Origin of the sequence: Pedococcus sp. NPDC057267, assembly GCF_042668795.1 — a bacterium.
GTDB lineage: Bacteria > Actinomycetota > Actinomycetes > Actinomycetales > Dermatophilaceae > Pedococcus.
The window spans coordinates 1-22,524 of sequence record NZ_JBHUYG010000070.1 but is presented as its reverse complement, the minus strand read 5'-3'; the positions used below and the strand labels follow the sequence as shown (position 1 = coordinate 22,524).

At 73.0% G+C, this 22,524-nt stretch carries 19 protein-coding genes; 3 read left to right on the top strand and 16 right to left on the bottom strand.

Annotated features, from left to right (window positions below; all coding sequences use genetic code 11):
• On the top strand, positions 1–587 hold a 587-nt coding region (locus ACFUC1_RS14610), incomplete at its 5' end, for a GNAT family N-acetyltransferase (protein WP_379120988.1).
• 338 nt (positions 588–925) lie between these two features.
• A complete protein-coding gene (locus tag ACFUC1_RS14605) occupies positions 926–1,372 on the top strand; it encodes a PA2169 family four-helix-bundle protein (RefSeq protein ID WP_379120986.1) in 447 nt (148 codons plus the stop codon).
• Here the strand turns inward: ACFUC1_RS14605 and ACFUC1_RS14600 are convergent.
• Both ACFUC1_RS14600 and ACFUC1_RS14595 read right to left on the bottom strand, forming a co-directional pair.
• A complete protein-coding gene (locus ACFUC1_RS14600; RefSeq protein ID WP_379120984.1) occupies positions 1,347–2,222 on the bottom strand; it encodes a glycerophosphodiester phosphodiesterase family protein in 876 nt (291 codons plus the stop codon). The genes ACFUC1_RS14605 and ACFUC1_RS14600 overlap by 26 nt on opposite strands.
• A 195-nt stretch (positions 2,223–2,417) precedes the next feature.
• A complete protein-coding gene (locus ACFUC1_RS14595) occupies positions 2,418–3,263 on the bottom strand; it encodes an IclR family transcriptional regulator (protein ID WP_379120982.1) in 846 nt (281 codons plus the stop codon).
• 111 nt (positions 3,264–3,374) lie between these two features.
• Here ACFUC1_RS14595 and aceB point away from each other — a divergent pair, with 111 nt between their 5' ends.
• The gene (gene aceB / locus ACFUC1_RS14590; RefSeq protein ID WP_379120980.1) at positions 3,375–4,991 is read left to right on the top strand and encodes a malate synthase A; all 1,617 of its coding nucleotides are present in this window, start codon (positions 3,375–3,377) and stop codon (positions 4,989–4,991) included.
• A gap of 43 nt (positions 4,992–5,034) precedes the next feature.
• On the opposite strand, the gene ACFUC1_RS14585 is transcribed toward aceB, so the two are convergent.
• The 14 genes from ACFUC1_RS14585 to ACFUC1_RS14520 form a co-directional block, all read right to left on the bottom strand.
• Entirely contained in the window at positions 5,035–6,342 is a 1,308-nt protein-coding gene (locus ACFUC1_RS14585) for a guanine deaminase (RefSeq protein ID WP_379120978.1), read from the bottom strand.
• Positions 6,339–7,154, bottom strand: coding sequence for a xanthine dehydrogenase accessory protein XdhC (xdhC, locus tag ACFUC1_RS14580; protein ID WP_379120976.1), 816 nt, complete (start codon positions 7,152–7,154; stop codon positions 6,339–6,341). Before xdhC ends, ACFUC1_RS14585 begins: the two co-directional genes overlap by 4 nt.
• A 1-nt stretch (position 7,155) precedes the next feature.
• A complete protein-coding gene (xdhB, locus tag ACFUC1_RS14575; RefSeq protein ID WP_379120974.1) occupies positions 7,156–9,630 on the bottom strand; it encodes a xanthine dehydrogenase molybdopterin binding subunit in 2,475 nt (824 codons plus the stop codon).
• Entirely contained in the window at positions 9,627–11,096 is a 1,470-nt protein-coding gene (locus tag ACFUC1_RS14570; RefSeq protein ID WP_379120972.1) for a xanthine dehydrogenase small subunit, read from the bottom strand. The genes xdhB and ACFUC1_RS14570 overlap by 4 nt, the downstream gene beginning before the upstream one ends.
• Before the next feature lie 291 nt (positions 11,097–11,387).
• Complete coding sequence (locus ACFUC1_RS14565) at positions 11,388–12,131, bottom strand: aspartate/glutamate racemase family protein (RefSeq protein WP_379120970.1); 744 nt, start codon at positions 12,129–12,131, stop codon at positions 11,388–11,390.
• Positions 12,119–13,669, bottom strand: a complete 1,551-nt coding sequence (locus tag ACFUC1_RS14560; protein ID WP_379120968.1) for an NCS1 family nucleobase:cation symporter-1 — start codon at positions 13,667–13,669, stop codon at positions 12,119–12,121. Before ACFUC1_RS14560 ends, ACFUC1_RS14565 begins: the two co-directional genes overlap by 13 nt.
• 124 nt (positions 13,670–13,793) lie before the next feature.
• Entirely contained in the window at positions 13,794–14,483 is a 690-nt protein-coding gene (locus tag ACFUC1_RS14555) for a GntR family transcriptional regulator (protein ID WP_379120965.1), read from the bottom strand.
• Positions 14,484–14,520: 37 nt separating this feature from the next.
• Positions 14,521–15,363, bottom strand: coding sequence for a bifunctional allantoicase/(S)-ureidoglycine aminohydrolase (locus ACFUC1_RS14550; protein ID WP_379120963.1), 843 nt, complete (start codon positions 15,361–15,363; stop codon positions 14,521–14,523).
• Complete coding sequence (gene allB, locus ACFUC1_RS14545) at positions 15,360–16,715, bottom strand: allantoinase AllB (RefSeq protein WP_379120990.1); 1,356 nt, start codon at positions 16,713–16,715, stop codon at positions 15,360–15,362. The genes ACFUC1_RS14550 and allB overlap by 4 nt, the downstream gene beginning before the upstream one ends.
• A gap of 86 nt (positions 16,716–16,801) precedes the next feature.
• Positions 16,802–17,680 (bottom strand): fumarylacetoacetate hydrolase family protein, encoded by an 879-nt coding sequence (locus tag ACFUC1_RS14540; protein WP_379120962.1) that lies wholly within the window; start codon positions 17,678–17,680, stop codon positions 16,802–16,804.
• 11 nt (positions 17,681–17,691) lie between these two features.
• Positions 17,692–18,822: a glycerate kinase gene (locus ACFUC1_RS14535; protein ID WP_379120961.1), complete on the bottom strand. Its 1,131-nt coding sequence runs from the start codon at positions 18,820–18,822 to the stop codon at positions 17,692–17,694.
• A 7-nt stretch (positions 18,823–18,829) separates the two neighbouring features.
• Complete coding sequence (gcl, locus tag ACFUC1_RS14530; RefSeq protein WP_379120959.1) at positions 18,830–20,608, bottom strand: glyoxylate carboligase; 1,779 nt, start codon at positions 20,606–20,608, stop codon at positions 18,830–18,832.
• Between the two features lie 55 nt (positions 20,609–20,663).
• Entirely contained in the window at positions 20,664–21,662 is a 999-nt protein-coding gene (locus ACFUC1_RS14525) for a 2-hydroxy-3-oxopropionate reductase (protein WP_379120958.1), read from the bottom strand.
• Positions 21,568–22,407, bottom strand: coding sequence for a hydroxypyruvate isomerase family protein (locus ACFUC1_RS14520; RefSeq protein ID WP_379120957.1), 840 nt, complete (start codon positions 22,405–22,407; stop codon positions 21,568–21,570). Before ACFUC1_RS14520 ends, ACFUC1_RS14525 begins: the two co-directional genes overlap by 95 nt.
• Positions 22,408–22,524 lie beyond the last annotated feature (117 nt).

Genomic DNA, 22,524 nt, shown 5'->3' with positions numbered 1-22,524 from the left:
GGTACACCCCGCGCGACCGGGCCGCGCTCTACGACGTGTGCGTGCGCACCGGGGCCGAGGGCGAGGATGCCAGCGACCTGTATGCCGTGCCGCAGCTGCTGCCCGAGGTCTACCTCGGTGCCTACCTGGAGTTCGAGCCCGAGCTCGCGTCCGTGCTCGACGACGGCGCGGGTGCCGAGGGCTACGTCGTGGGCACCCTCGACACCCGGGCGTTCGAGGCGCGTTGCGAGCGCGAGTGGTGGCCGTCCCTGCGGGCGGCGCACCCGGAGGGCTCGGCACCCGAGGGGACCACGGACGCGCGGCTCGTGCACCTGCTGCACGAGCCGCCGGTCGCGCCGGCCCACGTGGTCGCGCAGCACCCGTCGCACCTGCACGTCGACCTGCTGCCGCGCTGGCAGGGCGGCGGCTGGGGCCGCGTGCTGCTCGAGCGGCTCTTCGCCCAGCTCGTGGCCGCCGGGTCGCCGGGGGTGCACCTGGGCGTCGGGACCGCGAACGAGCGCGCGGTGCGGTTCTACGGGCGGATGGGCTTCGAGGTGCTCGACGACACCTTTCCCGGCGCGCTCTTCCTCGGCCGCCACCTCCCCTGAACGACGCGGCACCTGCGCCGCTCGAGGTGTGTCCTGCCGTCCCCGGGCCGAGCCTGCATGGCCCGCGACCGGGCCCTCAGCAGAGGTAGGCGCCCTCAGCAGAGGGTGCACCCTGCGCTGGGCACGCGCAGCTCTGCTAGCAGAGGATCGTGCCGACCCAGCAGCAGGGGTGGCACCCCCGGGTCGTCCACGGGTGCAGCCCCGACACACACCCACGGCCGGTGGTCGCGCCGTGGGTCGCTGGGCTGCTGACCTGCGAGGACGCGAGTCCTGTGTCAGGGTCGAGGGAGACAGATCGGCACGACACGCAGGGCCGACCGACACCGAAGGAGTACCGCATGTCAGCTGACGAGAAGGTCGCCAAGGAGCTCGTCGAGACGCTCAAGGACGGCGAGAAGGGCTTCGCCTCGGCAGCGGAGAAGCTGCGCGACAGCGACCACCCGGAGGCTGCCGCGACGTTCCAGCGGCTGTCGGAGCAGCGCGCCGGCTTCGCCCGCGACATCGTGGCCATGGGCCACGAGTACGGCGACGACGTCGACAAGGGCGGCACCGCGACGGCGGCGCTGCACCGCGGCTGGCTCGCGCTCAAGGACGCCCTCACCGGCGACGACGCGTCGGGTGTGATCGGCGCCGCGGTCACCGGCGAGGACCACGCCGTCTCCGAGTACGAGAAGGCGCTCGACGAGGACGACCTCAGCGACGGCTTCCGCACCCTGGTCCAGCAGCAGCACACCGCCGTCGTGGCGGCGCGCGACGAGGTCAAGGCGCTGCAGAAGCTGTCCTGACCGGCACCGCACCACCGGCGCCCGACCCGCACCCGTGCGGGCCGGGCGCTGTGCCGTCCGGAGCCGGCCGCCGGAGGCTGTCGGGCGCGGCCGGCATGGGCACCCACTGCCCGCGGGCCACGAGCACCTCGCGCAGGACGTCGGGCCGGTCGGTGATGACACCGTCGACGCCGGCGTCGAGCAGACGCGCCATCACCACCGGGTCGTCGACCGTCCACACGACGACCCGCACGCCGATGCGGTGCGCCCCCTCGACGAGCCGCTCCGCGAACACCGGCACCCGTCCCAGTCGCAGCGGCACGTGCGCGAACTCGGCGGTCGCGAACCGCCGGGCACACGGCATACCCATGTGCGCCGAGGTCACCAGCGCGGTCAGCGACCTCCAACCCAGTGCCGTGCGCACCCCCGGGACGCGAGCGCGCAGCTCGTCCAGCCACTCGTCCCACGCCCCGGCCACGCAGACGCGGTCGCGGACGTCCCTGTCCTGCAACAGGTTCGCGAGCGGGGCGAGGGCTGCGCGGTCCTTGAGGTCGACCGTGAAGCTCGCGTCCGGCAGGGCCGCCAGCGCCTCGCCCAGGGTCACCACGGGCTCGCGCCCGTCGACGCGGGTGGCCCGCACCTGCGCCAGGGTGTGCCGCCGTACCGGGCCGCGCAGGCCGGTGACGCGGTCGAGCGTGGCGTCGTGGAAGCAGAGCAGCTCGCCGTCGGCGGTGAGCCGCACGTCGGTCTCGAGGTAGCGGAAGCCCAGGGCCGCCGCCCGACCGAACGCCGCCAGCGTGTTCTCGGGTGCGAGCCCGGCGCCACCCCGGTGCGCGACCGCGAGCGGCAGGGACCCTGCGCCGTATGCCATGGACCCAGCGTGCCCCGCGACGGGACCGGCCCGGGCGGCGAAGTCCCCTTCGCACGCGAAGTTCACGGACCCGACCACGCCCGTTGGGCCGGGCGTCGCCGGGCCCGCCCGATGGACGGGGCGTCGCCGGCCCGTGGGCGTCGGCACGTCCCCACGACCCGGACCCCGTCGACAAGGCGCCATCGGGGGAACCGGTCAGCCGGTGGCGCCCCGCATCTGGGCGGCGACGGCCTCGGCGGCCTGGTGCAGCGGCGCGACCGCCTCGGCCACGAAGTCGTCGGTCATCCGCGGCAGCGGTCCGGACACCGACAGGGCGAGCGGCTGGGGCGCGTCCGGCACGGCCACGGCCACGCAGCGAACGCCGACCTCCTGCTCCCCCTCGTCGAGGGCGTACCCGCGCTCGAGGGTGCGGTCCAGCTCGGCGACGAACGCGCCGGGCGTCGTGATCGTGTGGCTCGTCATCGCCGGCATACCGGTGCGGTCGAGCAGCGCGAGCACCTCGTCCCGGTCCATCGAGGCCATGATCGCCTTGCCCACACCGGTGGAGTGGGGCAGCACGCGGCGACCCACCTCGGTGAACATGCGCATCGAGTTGCGCGACGCCATCACCTGGCCGACGTAGACGATCTGGTCCCCGTCGAGCATCGCGAGGTTGACCGACTCCCCGAGCTCGTGGGCGAGGCGCTCCATGTGCGGTCGCGCCCAGCGGCCGAGCATGCGCGAGGTCGTGTCGCCGAGCCGGATCAGGCGCGGGCCGAGCGAGTACTGGCGCGACGCCTCCTGCCGGACGTAGCCGAGGTCGACGAGCGTGCGCACGAGCCGGTGGATGGTCGGCAGGGGCAGCTGCGCGTCGTTCGCGAGCTGCGACAGGCTGATGACACCGCCGGCGTCGGCCATCGTCTCGAGGATCGCGAAGGCGCGCTCGAGCGACTGGACCCCACCGGTCCCCTTCGCACCGGCACCGCCGGGACCGCTCCCCTTCGCATCGGCGCTGCCGGGACCGGCCGCCGGGGCCCCGGCACCGGACGTCGCGGCGCTCATATATCTGACCCGCGGCGGATGCCAGTGAAAGGAAGATTCCGTATCATGGAACAATCGTACCCGCCGCCGTGCTCGACGGTGGCACCTCCCCATCGAGACCCGAGGACTGGCATGTCGGACAGCACCGTGACCGTGGACGCCCCCAGCACCGTCGAGCGGAGCGAGGAGATCCTCACCCCCGAGGCACTCGCGTTCCTCGCCGAGCTGCAGACCCGGTTCGGGCCCCGGCGCGACGAGCTGCTCGCCGCCCGCAAGGAGCGGCGGGCGCAGGTCTCGCGGACCGGCCGCCTCGACTTCCTCGAGGAGACCAAGGAGGTCCGCGAGGGCGGCTGGCAGGTCGCCGAGGCGCCAGCGGACTTCCGCGACCGCCGCGTCGAGATCACCGGCCCCACCGAGCGCAAGATGGCGATCAACGCGCTCAACTCCGGCGCGAAGGTGTGGCTCGCCGACCTCGAGGACGCCAACACCCCCCACTGGCAGAACGTCGTCGGCGGCCAGGTCAACCTCAAGGACGCCGTCCGCCGCACCATCGAGCTGACCACCCCCGAGGGCAAGCACTACGCGCTCAAGGACCCCGAGGCCGTCCCGGTCATCGTCCCCCGCCCCCGCGGCTGGCACCTCGACGAGAAGCACCTCACCCTCGACGGCAAGCCCCTCGTCGGCGCGCTCGTCGACTTCGGCCTCTACTTCTTCCACAACGCCACCGAGCTCCTCGACCGCGGCAGCGGCCCGTACTTCTACCTGCCGAAGATGGAGAGCCACCTCGAGGCCCGGCTCTGGAACGACGTCTTCACCTTCGCCCAGGACCACCTCGGCGTCCCGCAGGGCTCGGTCCGGGCGACCGTCCTCATCGAGACCATCCCGGCCGCGTTCGAGATGGACGAGATCCTCTACGAGCTGCGTGACCACGCCGCCGGCCTCAACGCCGGCCGCTGGGACTACCTGTTCTCGATCATCAAGTACTTCCGCGACTCCGGGCCCGAGTTCACCCTCCCGGACCGCAACGCCGTCACCATGAACGCGCCGATGATGAAGGCGTACAGCGACCTGCTCGTGCAGACCTGCCACAAGCGCGGCGCCTTCGCGATCGGCGGCATGGCTGCCTTCATCCCGAGCAAGGACCCCGAGGTGAACGAGCAGGCGTTCGCCAAGGTGCGGGCCGACAAGGAGCGCGAGGCCGCGGCCGGCTTCGACGGCTCGTGGGTGGCCCACCCGGGCATGGTCGAGCTGTGCAAGGAGGTCTTCACCGAGACCCTCGGCGACTCCCCCAACCAGCTCGCCAAGCAGCGCGACGACGTCTCCGTCTCCGCCGACGACCTGCTCGCCGCCTCCAGGACGCCGGGCGAGCGGACCCTCGACGGCCTGCGCGGCAACGTCACCGTCGGCATCCAGTACCTCCAGGCGTGGCTGCGCGGCAACGGCGCGGTCGGCATCCACAACCTCATGGAGGACGCCGCGACCGCCGAGATCTCGCGCTCTCAGATCTGGCAGTGGCTCAACTCCGAGGCCGAGCTCGAGTCCGGGGAGAAGGTCACCCGTGACCTCGTCGACCGCGTGGTGGAGGAGGAGTATGCCGGCCTGCTCGACTCGGCGGGCGACGACGAGGCGGTGCGCGCCTCGCTCGCGACGGCCCGCAAGCTGTTCGTCGAGTGCGCGATCGACCCCGACTTCCCCGACTTCCTGACCCTGCCGGCGTACGACGAGGTGCTGCGCGCCGAACGCGCCTGACGCGGAGGGGCCGTCCCGACCCGAGCGGCGGGGCGGCCCACGCCTAGCGGCGGGGCGGCATCCGCCAGCGGCTCGCGGCGATCTGGTCGCCGCCGACCCACACGCCCCCGACGTCCGAGGTCGTGCCGAGCGCGAAGACCTTCGACAGGGCGTCGAGCGGCGACTTGGCGTTGCCCAGCCCGACAGCGAGCGGGTCTCCCGCCTCGGGCAGCAGCCACACCGCGTCGAACTGCTTGCCCACGGACAGGTCACCGACCTCGTCCCCCAGCCCGAGAGCCCGCGCCCCGGCCGCCGTGCACAGCCAGAGCAGGTGCGCCGAGGTGAGGGGCAGGCCCTCGTCGGCCAGCAGGCGCTGCATGAAGTACGCCTGCAGTCCCTCCTTGAGCATCGAGAACCCGGTGCCGGCGCCCACGTCCGAGCCCATGCCCACCCGCACCCCGGCCTCGACGTGCCGTCGCATCGGGAAGAGTCCGGACCCCAGCGCCGCGTTGCTCGTCGGGCAGTGTGCGACCGAGGCGTCCCGGGCCGCCAGGGTGGCCAGCTCGGCGTCGGTCGGGTGCACGTTGTGCGCCAGCACCGAGCGACGGCCGAGCAGGCCGTGCCGGTCGTAGGTGTCGACGTAGGACGCCCCGTCGAACAGCGCGCCGACCTCCTCGATCTCGCGCAGGTTCTCGTTGACGTGCGAGGTGAACAACGCGCCCTCGACCGCGGACATCGTGGCGGCGCACGACTCCAGCAGGGCGTCGCTCGCGGACAGCGAGAAGCGCGGCGTCACGGCATACCGCAGGCGACCCTTGCCGTGCCAGCGGGCGGCGAGCCCGCACGCCTCCTCGTGCGCCCGCTCGGGGGTGGTGAGCAGCGGCTCGGGCAGGATGCGGTCGGACGTGACCAGGCCCGTCGCGACGCGAAGCCCCCAGAGGTCCGCCGCCTCGAACATGACGTCGACGGCCGAGGCGAAGTGCGAGCCGAAGACGAGGGCCGTGGTGGTGCCGGCGTCGACCAGGCCGGTGACGAAGTCACGCGCCACGCCGCGGGCGTAGTCGACCTCGCGCATCCGGATCTCCTCCGGGAGGGCGCACTGGTCGAGCCAGTCGAGCAGCGGCATGCCGAGGCCGCCGATGACGCGGACCTGCGGGAAGTGGACGTGGGTGTCCACGAGCCCGGGCAGGACCATGCCCTCGCGCAGGTCGAGGACCTCCTCGTCGCGGTGGGCGGCGCGGACCTGCGGGAAGGGCCCGCGCGCGGTGACGACGCCGTGCTCGACGAGCAGGCCGCAGTCCTCCTCCGAGCGCAGCTCGCCCCCGGCGAAGGGGTCCTCCGGCGTGTCGAGGACGGTCGCGCGGATGATCACCGGGACACCTCGGCGCGCTCCGCCGCGAACGACTCCAGCAGCTCGGCCGCGACGGCGACGGCGATGACGGCGGGTTCCTTGCCGGCGAGCGACGGTATGCCGATCGGCGTGTGGATGCGCTGGAGGTCCTGGGGCGAATGTCCCTCTGCCGCAAGGCGCTTGGCGAACCGGCGCCACTTCGCCGACGAGCCGATGAGCCCGACCGAGCCGAGGTGTCCGCACCGCAGCGCGGCGTCGCACAGGGCGGCGTCCTCGGCGTGGTCGTGGGTCATGACCAGCACGTGGGTGCCGGTCGGGACCTGGCCGAGGACCAGCTCGGGCACGGGTGCGTGGTGCACGTGCACCCGGGCGACGGCGTCGTCGAGCGCCCGCAGCCGGGCCGGCTCGAGCTGGTCGGCCCGCGAGTCGACGAGGTGCAGCTCGAGGTCGTGCCGGGCGAGCACCCGGGCGAGCTCGAGGCCCACGTGGCCCAGCCCGAAGACCGCCACGGCCGGCACGACCGCCAGCGGCTCGAGCAGGACGACGACCTCGCCGCCGCAGCACTGCTGGCCGTGCTCGACAAGGGCCCGCTCGTTGAGCGACAGCTCCAGCTGCTCGGGCACGCGGGCGCCCTCGGCGAGCATGGCGCGGGCGCGCGCGACCGCCGTGGCCTCGAGGTTGCCGCCGCCGATGCTGTCCCAGGTCGCGTCGTCCGCGACCACCATCTTGGCGCCGGCCTCGCGGGGCGAGTGCCCGCGCACGGACACCAGCGTGACGAGCACGCCGGGTCGTCGTTCCCGCCGGAGCCGCTCGACGGCCCGGACCCACGACACCTCAGGCCCCCGTCCGGCCGGCGGGCTCGGCGACCCGCTCGGAGTGCGGGTGCAGCCGCGGCGCGCCGTTCCCGGGCTGGTCCGGCACCTCGCCGGGCGCGCCCTCACGCAGCGGGGTCGTGTGCGGCGGCTCGGCACCGCCGCGAGCCTCCTCGACCGCCCAGAAGACGGCCTCAGGTGTGGCCGGGGAGGCCAGGTCGACACTGGTGCCGGCCGGGCCGAACGCGGCCGCCGCCTGGCGCAGCGCCTCGCGCACCGAGAAGGCCAGCATGAGCGGGGGCTCGCCGACGGCCTTGGAGCCGTAGACGGCGCCGTCCTCGTGCGCACGGTCGAGCAGCGCGACGTTGAAGACCTCGGGCATCTCCGACAGGCTCGGCAGCTTGTACGTGCTGGCCGCCTGGGTGGCGAGCCGGCCGCGGGTCGGACGCTCGGACTCGTCCCAGCGCAGGTCCTCGAGGGTCAACCAGCCGGTGCCCTGGACGAACCCGCCCTCCACCTGGCCGATGTCGACCAGCGGGGAGAGGCTGTCGCCGACGTCGTGCACGATGTCGACCCGCCGGAGCCGGTAGGCGCCGGTGAAGCCGTCGACCTCGACCTCGGCAGCGGCAGCGCCGTAGGCGAAGTACTTGAACGGCGACCCGTGCATCACCGAGCTGTCCCAGTGCAGCCCCTCGGTGCGGTAGAACCCCGCGGCCCAGAGCTGGACCCGCTGGAAGTACGCCTTGCTCACGAGCTCGGGCCACGACAGCCCGGCGTTGGCGGGATCCTCGCGCAGCGGCCGCAGCCGCTCCAGGATCTGCTCGCAGGCGTCCTTGACGGCCCCGCCGTTGAGGTCGGCGCCGGAGCTCGCCGCCGTGGCCGAGGTGTTGGGCACCTTGTCCGTGCGCGTCGGCGCGAGCCGCACCATCGACAGCGGGACCCCGAGGGCCGTGGCCGCGACCTGGAGCATCTTGGTGTGCAGGCCCTGGCCCATCTCGGTGCCGCCGTGGTTGATGAGGACCGAGCCGTCCTTGTAGACGTGCACGAGCGCGCCGGCCTGGTTGAAGGCGGTGAAGTTGAACGAGATCCCGAACTTCACCGGCGTGATGGCCAGCCCGCGCTTGGTGTGCTCGTGCGCCTCGTTCCATGCCGCGACCTCACGCCGGCGGGCCTCGAGGTCGCCGCTCTCGACGACCTGGTCCCAGCACCACGCGGCGCGCTCGGGGTGGCGCACCGGCTGGCCGTAGGGGGTGCTCTGGCCCTCGCGGTAGAAGTTCCTGCGGCGCAGGTCGGCCGCGTCGATGCCGAGCAGCGGGGCGCAGCGGCCGAGGATGTCCTCGGTCACGAGCATGCCCTGCGGGCCACCGAAGCCGCGGAACGCCGTCTGGGACGTCTTGTGCGTCTTGGCGATCCGGCCGTTCACGCGGACGTTCGGGATCCAGTAGGCGTTGTCGATGTGGCACAGCGCGCGGGCCAGCACCGGCTCGGACAGGTCGAGGCTCCACCCGCCGTCGCTGGTGAGGGTGGCGTCGAGCGCCTGCAGCATGCCGTCGTCGTCGAACGCGACCCGCCACTGGGCGTGGAAGCCGTGCCGCTTGCCCGACATCGTCATGTCCTGGGCCCGCGAGAGGCGCAGGCGCACCGGGCGGCCGGTGAGGGTGGCGCCGAGGGCCGCGATCGCGGCATACCCGTGCGGCTGCATCTCCTTGCCACCGAAGCCGCCGCCCATGCGCAGGCACTGCACGGTCACGGCGTGGCTCGGCACCCCGAGGACGTGGGCGACGATGTCCTGCGTCTCCGTCGGGTGCTGGGTGCTGCACTGGACGAAGACCTGGCCGTTCTCGTCGACCTGCGCCAGCGAGCAGTGCGTCTCGAGGTAGAAGTGCTCCTGGCCCGCGAACTCGAACTCGCCGCTGAACACGTGCGGTGCGCCCTCGAACGCAGCGTCGACCTCGCCGCGCTCCATCGTCGGCTGCCCACCCTGGAAGCTCTCTGCCGCAATGGCTTCCGTGACGGTCACCAGCGACGGGAGCGGCTCGTACTCGACCTCGACGGCCAGCGACCCGAGGCGAGCTGCCTCGAGCGTCTCGCCGAGGACCCAGCAGACCGAGTGCCCGAAGAACATGACCTCGGAGGGGAAGAGCGGCTCGTCGTGCTTGACCCCCGCGTCGTTGACACCGGGCACGTCGTCGGCGGTCAGCACGCGCACCACACCCGGGACGGCGAGCGCGGGGGCCACGTCGAGCCGGGTGACGCGAGCGTGGGCGTGCGGCGCCTGCACCGGGTGGGCGTGCAGCACGCCGGGCGTGCGGCCGACGAGGTCGTCGGTGTAGAGCGCCTGGCCGGTGACGTGCAGTGCGGCTGCCTCGTGCGGGATCGACTCCCCCACCACGGGGTTGGCCGGGCGGCGGGACAGGGGGCTGGGCGTGGCGGGCGTCGTGTCGGTGGCCGTCGTGCCGGTCGCCGTGGCTCCGGTGCTCGTGGCCTCGGTGGTCATGCCCCCACCTCCTGCGGGGTCGCGGTGTCGGCGTGCAGCTTGAGCAGGGCGGTGCCGAGCGTCGCCGCCCGGTATGCCGCGCTGGCGCGGTGGTCGTCCATCGGCGTCCCCTCGGTGCGCATCACCGCCGCGGCGGCGCGAGCGGTCTCCCGCGTCCACGGCCGGCCCTCGAGCGCGGCCTCGGTGGCCAGCGCGCGGATCGGCGTCGCGGCGACCCCGCCCAGGCCGATCCGGGCCTTGGCCACCTCCCCGTCGACGACGTCGAGGGCGAACCCGACGGCGACGCTGGAGATGTCGTCGAACCGGCGCTTGGCGATCTTGTGGAAGGCGGTGACCCCGCTGAGCGGCAACGGGATCCGCACCGCCCGGATCAGCTCGCCCGGCTCGCGGACGGTCTGGCGGTACCCGGTGAAGTAGTCGGCGAGGGCGACGACCCGCTCCCCACCGGCGGAGGCGAGGACGAGCTCGGCCTCGAGGGCCAGCAGGGCCGGCGGGGTGTCTCCGATCGGCGAGCCGGTGCCGAGGTTGCCGCCGATGGTGGCGCCGTTGCGGATGAGCCGCGAGGCGAACTGCGGGAAGAGCTGGTCCAGCAGGGGCACGCGTCCGGCCAGGCCGCGCTCGACCTCCGAGAAGCTCAGCGCCGCGCCCAGCTCGATGACGTCGTCGGCGACGTCCAGGGTGCGCAGCTCGGGCAGCCGGTCGATCCCGATCGCGAAGGCGGCGCGCGAGCCACGAAGGTTCGTCTCCACCCCCCAGTCGGTCGAACCGGCCACGAGGACGGCGTCGGGGTGCTCGGCGAGCAGGCCCAGCGCCTCGGCGAGGTCGGCAGGGCGGGCGTAGGTGCCGCTCGGGCCGGTCAGCCTGGTGGACGCCGCAGCGGGAGCGGGCTCGTGCACGCGGGCGGCGAAGGGGTCGTCCTCCTCGGGGCTGCCGAGCGCATAGGCCGCGTCGCGGATCGGCCGGTACCCGGTACAGCGGCACAGGTTGCCCGACAGGGCGTGCAGGTCGAACCCGTTGGGCCCGCACTCGTGGTCGGAGCCGTGGCCGTCGCCGGCCGGCGCCCGGTCGGGGCGGTAGTACTCGGCCGCCATGCTGCAGACGAAGCCGGGGGTGCAGTAGCCGCACTGCGACCCGCCACGAACCGCCATCTCCCGCTGCACGGGGTGGAGCGCGTCGGGCGTCCCGAGGCCCTCGGCGGTGACGACCTCCTGGCCGTCGAGCGCGGCCGCCGGGACGAGGCAGGCGTTGACCGCGGTCCACCGGGTGCCGCCGTCGCCGTCGGGGCGGGCGACCATCACGGAGCAGGCGCCGCACTCGCCCTCGGCGCAGCCCTCCTTGGCACCGGTCAGCCCCTGGCCGCGCAGCCAGTCGAGGGCGTTGGTCGCCGGGTCGGTGCCCTGCAGCGAGCAGGTCGCCCCGTTGACAGTGACCTGGTGTCCGCCGCCGTGTCCGTCGTTCGCAGCCATCGCGCGCTCCCGTCGCCCCGTACTCGGGGTCCATCATCCACCAGCCCATCCGGGCAGGTGCATGGTTCGGTGCGTGCGGCGGGCCGCCGGTTATCCATGCAGAACAACGGCCGCCGGGGTTCCGACGACGGTAGCCCTCAACAAACTGTTGAATCAAGGGTTTCGGGAGCGGGATTTCACCAGGTGGAATCCCGCTCCCGCAACCACGCCTCACGGGTGACCCCGGACCGCCCGTGCTGCCGGCAGGGCGGTCCGGGGACGCTGGTTGGCCCGGGGTGGTTCCGCCCGGCCTCAGCCGCGGCCGAAACCGGCGAGGATCCCGGTGTACGCCTTGGGCGGCGGGGGCGCGAGCTCGCCGTGCGTCGACGGCTGCAGCCCGAGCCGGACGATCCCCTCGGCCATCACCGTGGCGGCGGCCACCCCGTCGACGACCGGGACGCCGAGCTCCGCGGTGAGCAGCTCGGGCAGGCCGGCCATCCCCGCGCAGCCGAGGACCACCGCGTCGCTGCCGTCCTGGGCCATCGCCGTCTTGGCGAACGAGAGGATCACGGCATACGTCCGGTCGCGGTCCTCCTCGAGCTCGAGGACGGGGATGTCGCAGGCGTGTACCCCGGCGCACTGCCGCTCCAGGCCGTAGACCCGGGCGAGGTCCCACGCCCGGCCGACGGTGCGGCTCAGCGTCGTCACGACGCTGAACGAGCGGCCGAGCAGGGACGCGGTCTTCATCGCCGCCTCGGCGATCCCGATGACCGGTCTGGACGCCGCCTCGCGGGCGGCGTCCAGGCCGGGGTCCCCGAAGCAGGCCAGGACGAACGCGTCGGCCTCGGTGTCCTCGCGGACGACCTGGAGCAGGCCGGGCACCGCGAGCGCCTCGTCGTAGTGGCTCTCGATCGACGCCGGTCCCATCGCCGGCGTCCGGCCCGTCACCACCGTGTCGGGGGCGGCGACCCGGCGGGCCTCCGCCTCGATCAGGGTGGTCATCGACTGCGTGGTGTTGGGGTTGACCACGCTGATCCGGATGGTCACTTGACGCACGTCTTCGAGTCGAGGACGCGGGCCGAGACGCCCATCCGGGGAGCGAGCAGGGCGTAGGCCGCGAAGCCGACGCCGCACCCGATGAACCAGCTGTAGTCGTCGAGGACCTTGGCGCCGGGGACGAAGACCACGGCCAGGGCGCACAGGGCCGCGACGGCGGTGGCGATGATCGCCGGCGGGTTGTAGCCGCGCTTGTAGTGGTAGGCGCCGGACGGGTCGAGCGTGAAGAGGTCGTCGATGCAGACCCGCTGCTTGTGCACGGCGTAGTAGTGGGCGATGAGCACCCCGAACAGCGGGCCGATGAAGGCGCCGAGCGTGTCCAGCGTGTAGTGGATCGTCTCGGGGCTGTTGTAGAGGTTCCACGGGGTCAGCAGCACCGACCCGACGGCGGCGATCATGCCGCCCATGCGCCAGCTGATCTTCTGCGGCGCCACGTTGGAGAAGTCGAACGCGGGGCTGACGAAGTTGGCGACGATGTTGATGCCGATGGTGGCGGTCGTGAAGGTCAGGGCAGCCAGGACGAGGGCGTAGGTGTTGTCGATGTGGCCCACGGTCTCCACCGGGTCGGTGATGAGCTTGCCGTAGACCGGCAGGGTGGCGGCGGCGGTCAGGACCGTCAGCAGCGAGAAGAAGACGAAGTTGACCGGCAGGCCCCAGAAGTTGCCCTGCTTGACCGCCTTGAAGGTGCGGCCGTAGCGGGAGAAGTCACCGAAGTTGAGCATCGGGCCGGAGAAGTAGGACACCACCAGGGCGGTCGCGGCGAGCATCGTCGTGAACACCTGGGTGCCGGACAGCTGGTGGTTCGAGAGGTTGAGGTTGACGCTCCAGCCGGCCTTGGACAGCAGGTAGACGCACAGCGCGATCATCACGACGTAGACGGCGGGGCCGGCGAAGTCGATGAAGCGGCGGATGGTGTCCATGCCGGTCCAGAAGACCGCCGCCTGCGCGACCCACAGGATCGCGAACGTGACGTAGCCCAGGGTCGAGAGGCCGAGGAAGCCGTGCTGGGCGACGTTGGAGTACGGCTCCAGGCTGGGCCAGATCCGCACGAGCAGGATGTCGAGCGAGGCCGACGCGAGGTAGGTCTGGATGCCGTACCAGGCGACGGCGATCAGGCCGCGGATGATGGCGGGGATGTTGGCTCCGAGGACCCCGAAGACGGAGCGGCAGATGACCGGGTAGGGGACGCCGGTGCGCTGGCTGGGCTTGGCCACGAGGTTGCAGAAGCCGAGGACGATGGTGATGCCGACGATGAGGCAGACGAAGACCTGCCAGCTCGTGAGGCCGAGGGCGAACAGGCTGCCGGCGGTGATGTACCCGCCGACGCTGTGCACGTCGGACATCCAGAAGGCGAAGATGTTGTACCAGGACCAGTTCTGGTCGCGGAGGGGTGCGAGGTCCTCGTTCGCCAGACGCGGGTCGTACGAGGGCTTGATCAGCCCCGTCCCCGCTCCGTGGTCGTGGGGGCCGTGGTGGGTCGCGAAGCCGGCATCGGCGGCGGCGGACTCGGTGAGCGGCGCTGGCTGGATCTGGGTCATGCTGACCTCCCGGTCTGAGAATTGCTCAAACCCTAGGGAGACAACGGTTTCCGCGGAATGACGTGAACCGTATATCTGCGTATATCTGTTGCGGCCCGGTGAACTCCTGTCCACAGGGTCGACGTCAGGCGTGTCCGCCCCGGGTCACGGCTGCGCACAGGCGCTCGTGGTGCGCCCGCGCCGTCTCGCGCAGGCGGTCCGCGTCGCGGGCGACGAACGCCGCGAGCATCTCCTCGTGGTCGGCACGCATGTGGGCACGTTCCGCGTCGGTGACCCGCATCATCGTCTGGACCGGCTCGGTGACGTTCCAGGCGATGTCGAGCATGTGCAGCAGGCGCGGCATGCGGCACGGCTCGAGCAGCGCCATGTGGAACTCGCGGCTCGCGCGCTGGAAGCCCTCGGCGTCCGCGGCCTCGACCGCCTCGCCCATCCGGGCGTGCGCCCGGGCAGCGCGCTCGTGGTCGGCGGCCCCGGCGTTGCGCACGGCCGCGTCGAGCGCCGCGGCCTCCAGCGCCCCGCGGACGACGTAGAGCTCGTCGATCTCGGCAGGACTGAGCTGGGTGACGGTGTAGCCCAGGCGGGGCTGGTGCTCGAGCAGGCCCTCCCCGAGCAGCGTCTTGAGCGCCTCGCGCACGGGGATGAGGCTGACGCCGAAGAAGGCCGCGACGTCGTCCAGAGGGATGGGGCTCCCCGGGGGCACCTCACCGGATGCGATGACCCGCCGCAGCTCGGACAGGACCTGCGGCCCCGAGACGTACCCCTCGGGGCGCACGAGCAGGCCGACGATCCCCGACCGTCGCCGCGGCTGGGTCATGGGCATCCCCTTCCCGTGGGGTCGAGGCAGCTCCGGATCAGAGCAGCTGCCGGCTCAGCACCGCGTGCCGGTTGACGTCCTTGTACAGCAGGTAGCGGAACCGTCCGGGACCCCCTGCATAGCAGGCCTGGGGGCAGAAGGCGCGCAACCACATGAAGTCGCCCTCCTGCACCTCGACCCAGTCGTTGTTGAGCAGGTAGACGGCCTTGCCCTCCAGGACGTAGAGGCCGTGCTCCATGACGTGGGTCTCGGGGAACGGGATCGCCCCACCGGGCTCGAAGTTGACGATGTTGACGTGCATGTCGTGCCGCACGTCCATCGGGTCGACGAACCGCTGGGTGGTCCAGGCGCCGTCGGTGTCGGGCATCTCGCGCCCCTCGACGTCGGCCTCGTTGGTCACGAACGCCTCGGGCACGTCGATGCCGTCGACCCGCTGGTAGGCCTTGCGCACCCAGTGGAAGGTCGCGGCGTCGTCTCCGGTGTTGCGCAGGGTCCAGCGCTGGCCGGGCGGCAGGAAGGCGTACCCGCCGGGCGTGAGCTCGTGCGCGGCGTCGTCGAGGGTGAGGGTGAGGGTGCCGCCCACGACGAACAGCACGCCCTCGGCCCCCCGGTCGCCCTCGGGACGGTCCGAGCCCCCGCCGGGCTGCACCTCGACGATGTACTGCGAGAACGTCTCGGCGAACCCGGACAGCGGCCGCGCGATGACCCACAGCCGCGTCTGCTCCCAGAACGGCAGCTGGCTCGTGACGATGTCCGTCATCGTGCCGCGCGGCAGGACGGCGTACGCCTCGGTGAAGACCGCGCGGTCGGTCGTCAGCTGCGTCTGGGGCGGCAGGCCCCCCGTGGGCACGTGGTACCGGGGCGGCGTGGCGGCGGTCATGGCTGTCCTCTCCTCAGGAGCTGCCCGCGGGGGGCGTCATCGGTGTCGACGGGGATGCCGTGCAGCCAGGTCTGGCGCACGACCCCGGTGAGCTCGCGGCCGGCATACGCCGACACGGGGTTCTTGTGGTGCAGGGCGGCGACGTCGACGGTGAACCGCTCGTCGGGGGCGAAGACCACGAGGTCCGCGGTCGCACCCACCTCGATCCGGCCGCGGTCGTGCAGTCCCACCTGGTCGGCGGTGTTGCGGCCCATCCAGCGCACGACGTCGGCGAGGTCGTGGCCCCGCTCGCGCGCCTCGGACCAGATGGCCGGCAGGCCCAGCTGGAGGCCGGCGATGCCGCCCCACGCCCGGCCGAAGTCGCCGACGTCGAGCAGCTTGAGGTCGGCCGTGCTCGGCGAGTGGTCGGACACGATGGTCGCGATGGTGCCGTCGGCCAGGCCCTGCCAGAGGCGGTCGCGGTTCTCGTGCTCGCGGATCGGCGGGCAGCACTTGAACTGGGTGGCACCGTCGGGGATGCCCTCGGCCTCGAGGGTCAGGTAGTGCGGGCACGTCTCGACCGACAGGGCGAGCCCCTCGGCGCGGGCGTCGGCCAGCATCGGGAGGGCGTCGGCGTCGGACAGGTGCAGGATGTGCGCCCGGCCGCCGGTGTCGCGCACGGCGTCGACGACGGTGCGGATGGCACGCTCCTCGGCCTCGCGCGGGCGGGAGCCGAGGAAGTCGGCGTACGCCCGGCCGCCCGGGGAGGCCGACGCGTCGATCACCTCGGCGTCCTCGGCGTGGACGATGAGCAGCCCGTCGAACGACGCGATCTCGGCGAGCGCCTCGCGCATCTCCGGCGTCGTGAGGTGGGGGAACTCGTCGACCCCCGAGTGGAGAAGGAAGCACTTGAAGCCGAACACGCCGGCGTCGTGCAGCGGCCGCAGGTCGGCGACGTTGCCCGGGATGGCGCCGCCCCAGAAGCCCACGTCGACCCAGGCCTGGTCGCGCGCCACGTCCTGCTTGGTGCGCAGCGCGTCGAGCGTGGTGGTCGGCGGGATGCTGTTGAGGGGCATGTCGATGATCGTCGTGACGCCACCGGCCGCCGCGGCGCGGGTCGCGCTGGCGAAGCCCTCCCAGTCGGTGCGCCCCGGCTCGTTGACGTGCACGTGGGTGTCGACCAGACCCGGGAGCAGCACCTCGTCGGGGGCGAGCTCGACCACGCGGGTGCCGTCCGCGACGTCGGCGTCGAACGCCTCCACCGCCACCACCCGGCCGCCGGCCACGACCACCGTCGCCGCCACCTCGCGGTCGCCCACCACGGCGCGCTGCGCCCGGAAGGCCACCGGCTCGCTGCCGGGGCGGTCGGTCAGGGGGCTGTCGCTCACGGGGTTCCTCTCGCTGGACCGCGACGCCGGGGCGTCGGCGGTGACGCTGCCTGCCATGTAACCAGTACCGGTCATCCTGCCGCTGCCTCCTCGTCGACGGCCATGGGGGCACCGGGGTCGACGACCCGGGTGCGCTGCCGGCCGAGCACGCCGCCGTCGGCCTCGACGACCTGGCCGTGGCGCAGGTAGGGGCGGGGCTCGGGGCGGCCCATCGCCACGCCGGCCGGCGTGCCGGTGAGCACCACGTCGCCGGGCTCGAGGGTCATGACGCCGCTGGTGTAGCAGAGCAGCTCGCCGACCCCGAAGACCATGTCGGAGGTGCGGCCGTCCTGGCGGACCTCCCCGTCGACCGTGAGCCGCAGCCGCACCCCGGCCAGCCCGTCGGGGCCGAGCTCGTCGGGCGTGACCAGCCAGGGCCCGAGGGGGCAGAACGTGTCGGCCGACTTGCCCTTGGTCCACGTACCGCCACGCTCGAGCTGGAGGGCGCGGTCGGAGACGTCCTGGGCGAGCACGTAGCCGGCCACCGCGGCGAGCGCCCGTGCCGGGTCGGTCTCGCCCCGCAGCCCGCGCCCCAGCACGACGCCGAGCTCGACCTCGTAGTCGGTGGTGGTCGACCCGGGGACCATGACGACGTCGTCCCCGGGGCCGCTCACCGAGGTCGGCGCCTTGAGGAAGACCACGGGCTCGGTCGGCAGCGGCATCCCGGCCTCGGCGGCGTGGTCGCGGTAGTTGAGCCCGATGCCGACGACCTTGCCCGGGCGCACGACCGGCGCGCCGAAGCGGGGTCCGTCCTGCGCGGCGGGAGCGGTGAGGACCGGGAGCGACGAGGCGTCGACGTCGTCCAGCGCACCGAGGAACGCCCCGTCGACGTCAGGGGTCACGCCACCGAGGTCGAGCAGGGTCCCGTCCGCCGCCACGACCACGGGGCGCTCGGCGCCGGGGGCACCCACCCGGGCCACCCTCACGACGCACCCACCAGGTGCTCGCGCGCAATGCGCGCGCCGATCCGCTCCAGGAGCGGGCCGGGGCGCTCGAACGCCTCCCGCTCGTCGCCGGCCTCCTCGACCAGCGCGTATGCCGCGCCGACGCCGGCCGCCCGCAGCGCCGGCTGGCCGAGGGCGACCCGACCGGCGACGGCGACCACCGGCACGCCCTTGTCCCGCGCCAGCGCCGCCACGGCCGCCGGGGCCTTGCCGTGCAGGGTCTGCTCGTCGAGCGAGCCCTCCCCCGTGACGACGAGGTCGGCCGCGCACACGGCGTCGGCGAGTCCGGTGAGCTCCGCGACGAGCTGCGCCCCCGGCTGCATCCGCGCACCGAGAACGGCGAGCAGGGCGAAGCCCACGCCGCCGGCCGCACCGGCGCCGGGCTGGTCCCGCAGGTCGCGCCCCGTGGCGCGGGCGACGACATCGGCCCAGGCCGACAGGGCCACGTCGAGCGCCTGGACGTCCTCAGGCGTGGCACCCTTCTGCGGCCCGTAGACGGCCGCTGCGCCGGACGGCCCCGTGAGCGGGTTGTCCACGTCGCAGGCCACGACCAGCTCCGCGGAGGCGAGGCCCGGGTGCAGCTCGCCCAGGTCGAGCGACGCGACGTCGACCAGCGGGCCGCCACCGGCATGCAGGGCTCGGCCCCGGCGCCCGCTGATCCGGGCCCCGAGGCCCTGGAGCAGCCCGGCACCGCCGTCGGTGCTCGCGCTGCCGCCGATCCCCACGACGACCCGGCGGCAGCCCGCGTCGAGGGCAGCGGCCACGAGGTCGCCGGTGCCGCGACTGGTGGCGGTGAGCGGTGCGAGCCCGGCCTCCCCCAACCGGGCGAGGCCGGAGACCTCGGCGAGCTCGACGACGGCCTCGTCCCCGCGGCGCCCGTAGGCCGCCCAGCACGGCGTACCGGTCGGGCCGGTGGCGCGCACCTGCACCCGCTCGAACCCGGCCGCCTCGGCGGCGGCCAGGGTGCCGTCGCCCCCGTCGGCGACGGGGACGACGGCCACCTCGAGGTCCGGCACCACGGAGCGCAGGCCGGCCTCGAGGTGGGTCGCCACCTCGGCCGCGGTGAGGGTGCCCTTGAACTTGTCGGGGGCGAGCAGGACGCGGGGCACGGCGACCTCAGTCCAGGTTGGCGAAGACCGCGGTCGGGGCGTGCTCGCCGTGCTCGGCGAGGTCCTCGAACTCGGTGACGTTGGCGATCGAGGTCCCCATCGAGACGTTGGTGACGCGCTCGAGGATGACCTCGACGACGACGGGCACGCGGTACTCGTGCGCCATGCCCTGGGCCTTCTCCAGCGCGGGCAGGATCTCGTCGGGGTCGGTGACCCGGATGGCCTTGCAGCCCAGGCCCTCCACGACCTTGACGTGGTCGACGCCGTAGCCGCCGACCTCGGGGCTGTTGAGGTTGTCGAAGGACAGCTGCACGCAGTAGTCCATGTCGAACCCGCGCTGGCTCTGCCGGATCAGGCCGAGGTAGGCGTTGTTCACCAGGACGTGGACGTAGGGGACGTTGAACTGCGCCCCGACCGCCAGCTCCTCGATCATGAACTGGAAGTCGTAGTCGCCCGAGAGCGCGACGACGGTCTCGTCCGGGCAGGCCGTGGCGACACCGATCGCGGCCGGCACGGTCCAGCCGAGCGGCCCCGCCTGGCCGGCGTTGATCCAGTGCCGGTCCTTGTAGACGTGCAGCAGCTGGGCGGCCTGGATCTGCGACAGGCCGATGGTCGAGACGTAGCGGACGTCGCGGCCGAAGGCGCGGTTCATCTCCTGGTAGACCCGCTGCGGCTTGATCGGGGTGACGCCGAAGTTGGTGCGGCGCAGCTGCGTCCGCTTGCGCTCCTGGCACGCCTGCGCCCACTGGGAGCGGTCTTTGAGGCGCCCGCCCTCCTTGCGCTCGCGGGCGGCGGCGACGAAGAGCTCGAGCGCGGCCTTCGCGTCGGAGACGATGCCGTAGTCGGGGGCGAAGACCCTGCCGATCTGGGTCGGCTCGATGTCGACGTGGACGAAGGTGCGGCCCTGCGTGTAGGTCTCGAGGTCGCCGGTGTGGCGGTTCGCCCAGCGGTTGCCGATGCCGAGGACGACGTCGGACTCGAGCATCGTGGCGTTGCCGTAGCGGTGGCTCGTCTGCAGCCCGACCATGCCGGCGTTGAGCGGGTGGTCGTCCGGGACGGTGCCCCAACCCATGAGGGTCGGGACGACGGGGACGCCGGTCAGCTCGGCCAGCTCGAGCAGGAGGTCGGCCGCGTCGGCGTTGATGACGCCGCCGCCGGCGACGATGAGCGGCTTCTCGCCGGCCTCGAGCAGGTCGAGCGCCTTCTCCACCTGGGCCCGGGTGGCAGCGGGCTTGTAGACCGGCAGCGGCTCGTACGTCTCGACGTCGAACTCGATCTCGGCCATCTGCACGTCGATCGGCAGGTCGATGAGCACCGGGCCGGGACGACCGGACCGCATGAGGTGGAACGCCTGCTGGAACGTCCCCGGCACCTGGGCCGGCTCGAGCACCGTGACCGCCATCTTGGTCAGCGGCCCCGCGATCGAGGCGATGTCGACCGCCTGGAAGTCCTCCTTGTGCAGCTTGGCCACCGGGGCCTGACCCGTGATGCACAGGATCGGGATCGAGTCGGCGCTGGCCGAGTAGAGCCCGGTGATCATGTCGGTGCCGGCCGGGCCGGAGGTGCCGACGCAGACGCCGATGTTGCCGGGCTTGGCGCGGGTGTAGCCCTCCGCCATGTGGGAGGCGCCCTCGACGTGGCGGGCGAGCGTGTGGTGCAGGCCGCCGTTGGTCTTCATCGCCTTGTAGAAGGGGTTGATCGCCGCCCCGGGCAGGCCGAAGACGTTCGTCACCCCCTCCTTCTTGAGGATCTCGACGGCTGCCTGGGCCGCGGTCATGCGTGCCATGGGAGTTCTCCTGGTGCGAGGTCTGGATGTGCCGGGTGGCGAGAGGGAGGGCGGCTCAGGAGTCGAGCCGGCCGGAGAGCCGCTGCACGCCGCGCAGCAGGCCGGAGTGGTCCAGGCCGCCGTCGCCGTTGGCGCGGGCAGAGGCCATGAGCTGGGCGACGAGCGCGCCCACGGGTACGACGACCCCGGCCTCGCGGGCCGCCGACGTCACGATGCCGAGGTCCTTGTGGTGCAGGTCGATCCGGAACCCGGGCTCGAAGCTGCCCCTGGCCATGTTGTCCCGCTTCTGGTCCAGGACCTTCGAGCCGGCGAGGCCGCCACCGAGGACGTCGAGCGCGGCCTGCAGGTCCACGTCGTAGGCCTGGAGGAAGACGACAGCCTCGGCCAGTGCCTGGATGTTTGCGGCGACGATCAGCTGGTTGGCGGCCTTGACGGTCTGGCCGGCGCCGTTGCTGCCGACGTGGACGACGGTCCTGCCCACCGCGTCGAAGACCGGCTTGGCCGCGGCGAAGTCCTCCGCCGAGCCGCCGACCATGATCGACAGCGCGGCGTTCCTGGCGCCCGCCTCGCCTCCGGAGACCGGGGCGTCGAGGAGCCGGAAACCCCTCTCCTGCGCCGCCTTCGCGAGCTCGACGGTCACGTCGGGCCGGATGCTGGAGAAGTCGATGACGAGGGTGCCCTCCTTGGCGGAGGCGAAGACGCCCTCCTCCCCGAGCAGGACGTCCTGCACGTCGGGGCTGTCCGGCACCATGACGGCGACGACCTCGGCGTCACGGACGGCCTCCGCCACGGACCCGGCCGCGCGACCGCCGGCCTCGACGAGGGGCTTGGTCTTCTCGGGGCTCGGGTTGTAGCCCACGACGTCGTGGCCCGCGTTCTGCAGGTGGACCGCCATGGGGCTGCCCATGATGCCGAGTCCGATGAAGGCGATGGTGCTCATGCGTCTGTCTCCTTGCTGATCAGTTCGAGGCGCGGCGCTCGCGTGGGAGCCACGCCAGGCTCTCGGGGGTGGTCGCGGTGGTGGGCTTGTACTCCAGGCCCACCCACCCGGCATACCCGCGGGCGGTGAGCTCGCCGAGGTGGCGCTGGAGGTCGAGCTCGCCGGTGCCGAGCTCCCCGCGCCCGGGGAAGTCCGCGACCTGCACGTGCAGCGTGCGGTCGGCGTACGACGCAATGGCGGCGTCGAGGTCGTCGCCGTTGGCGGCGAGGTGGAAGAGGTCGAGCAGGAAGCCGACGTTCGCCGCGCCGGTCGCCCGCACGTCGTCGACGACGGCGACCGCGTCGGCCGCCGTCCGCAGCGGGTACGGCTTGGGGCCGCTGACCGCCTCGACCAGGACCGAGGCGCCGATCCGGTCGGCGGCCTTGGCGGCCAGGGCGATGGACTCGCGCCCGAGCTCGTCCTGCTGCTCGGGGCTCGCGCCGTCGACCCGGTTGCCGAAGAGTGCGTTGAACGCCTGCACGCCGAGCTGCTCGCCGATGCCGACGGTCACGTCGACGTTGTCGCGGAACTCCTGCACCCGGTCCGGCAGGGACAGCACGCCGCAGTCCGGGCCGGCCAGGTCGCCGGCGAAGAAGTTGAGGCCGACGAGCTGCACGCCGGCGTCGCGGACGGCCGCGACGAAGGCGTCGACGTCGGCGTCGGACGGGACCGGCTGCTCCGGCCACGGCCACCAGAACTCGACAGCGTCGAAGCCCGCCGCCTTGGCCGCTGCAGGCCGCTCGAGCAGGGGCACCTCGGTGAAGAGCAGCGAGCAGTTCGCCTCGTAGCGCAGTCCGTGGTCGGGGGTCGTCATCGTCATCAGTCCGTCCGTACTTCCGTATTGCGGAATTCGTTTTCCAACTAGTGAGAGGGTAGGAGTCGTGGGGCCGGCGCGGGCCAACCCCCCCCCCGCCCCCGCCCCCCCCCCCCCCCCCCC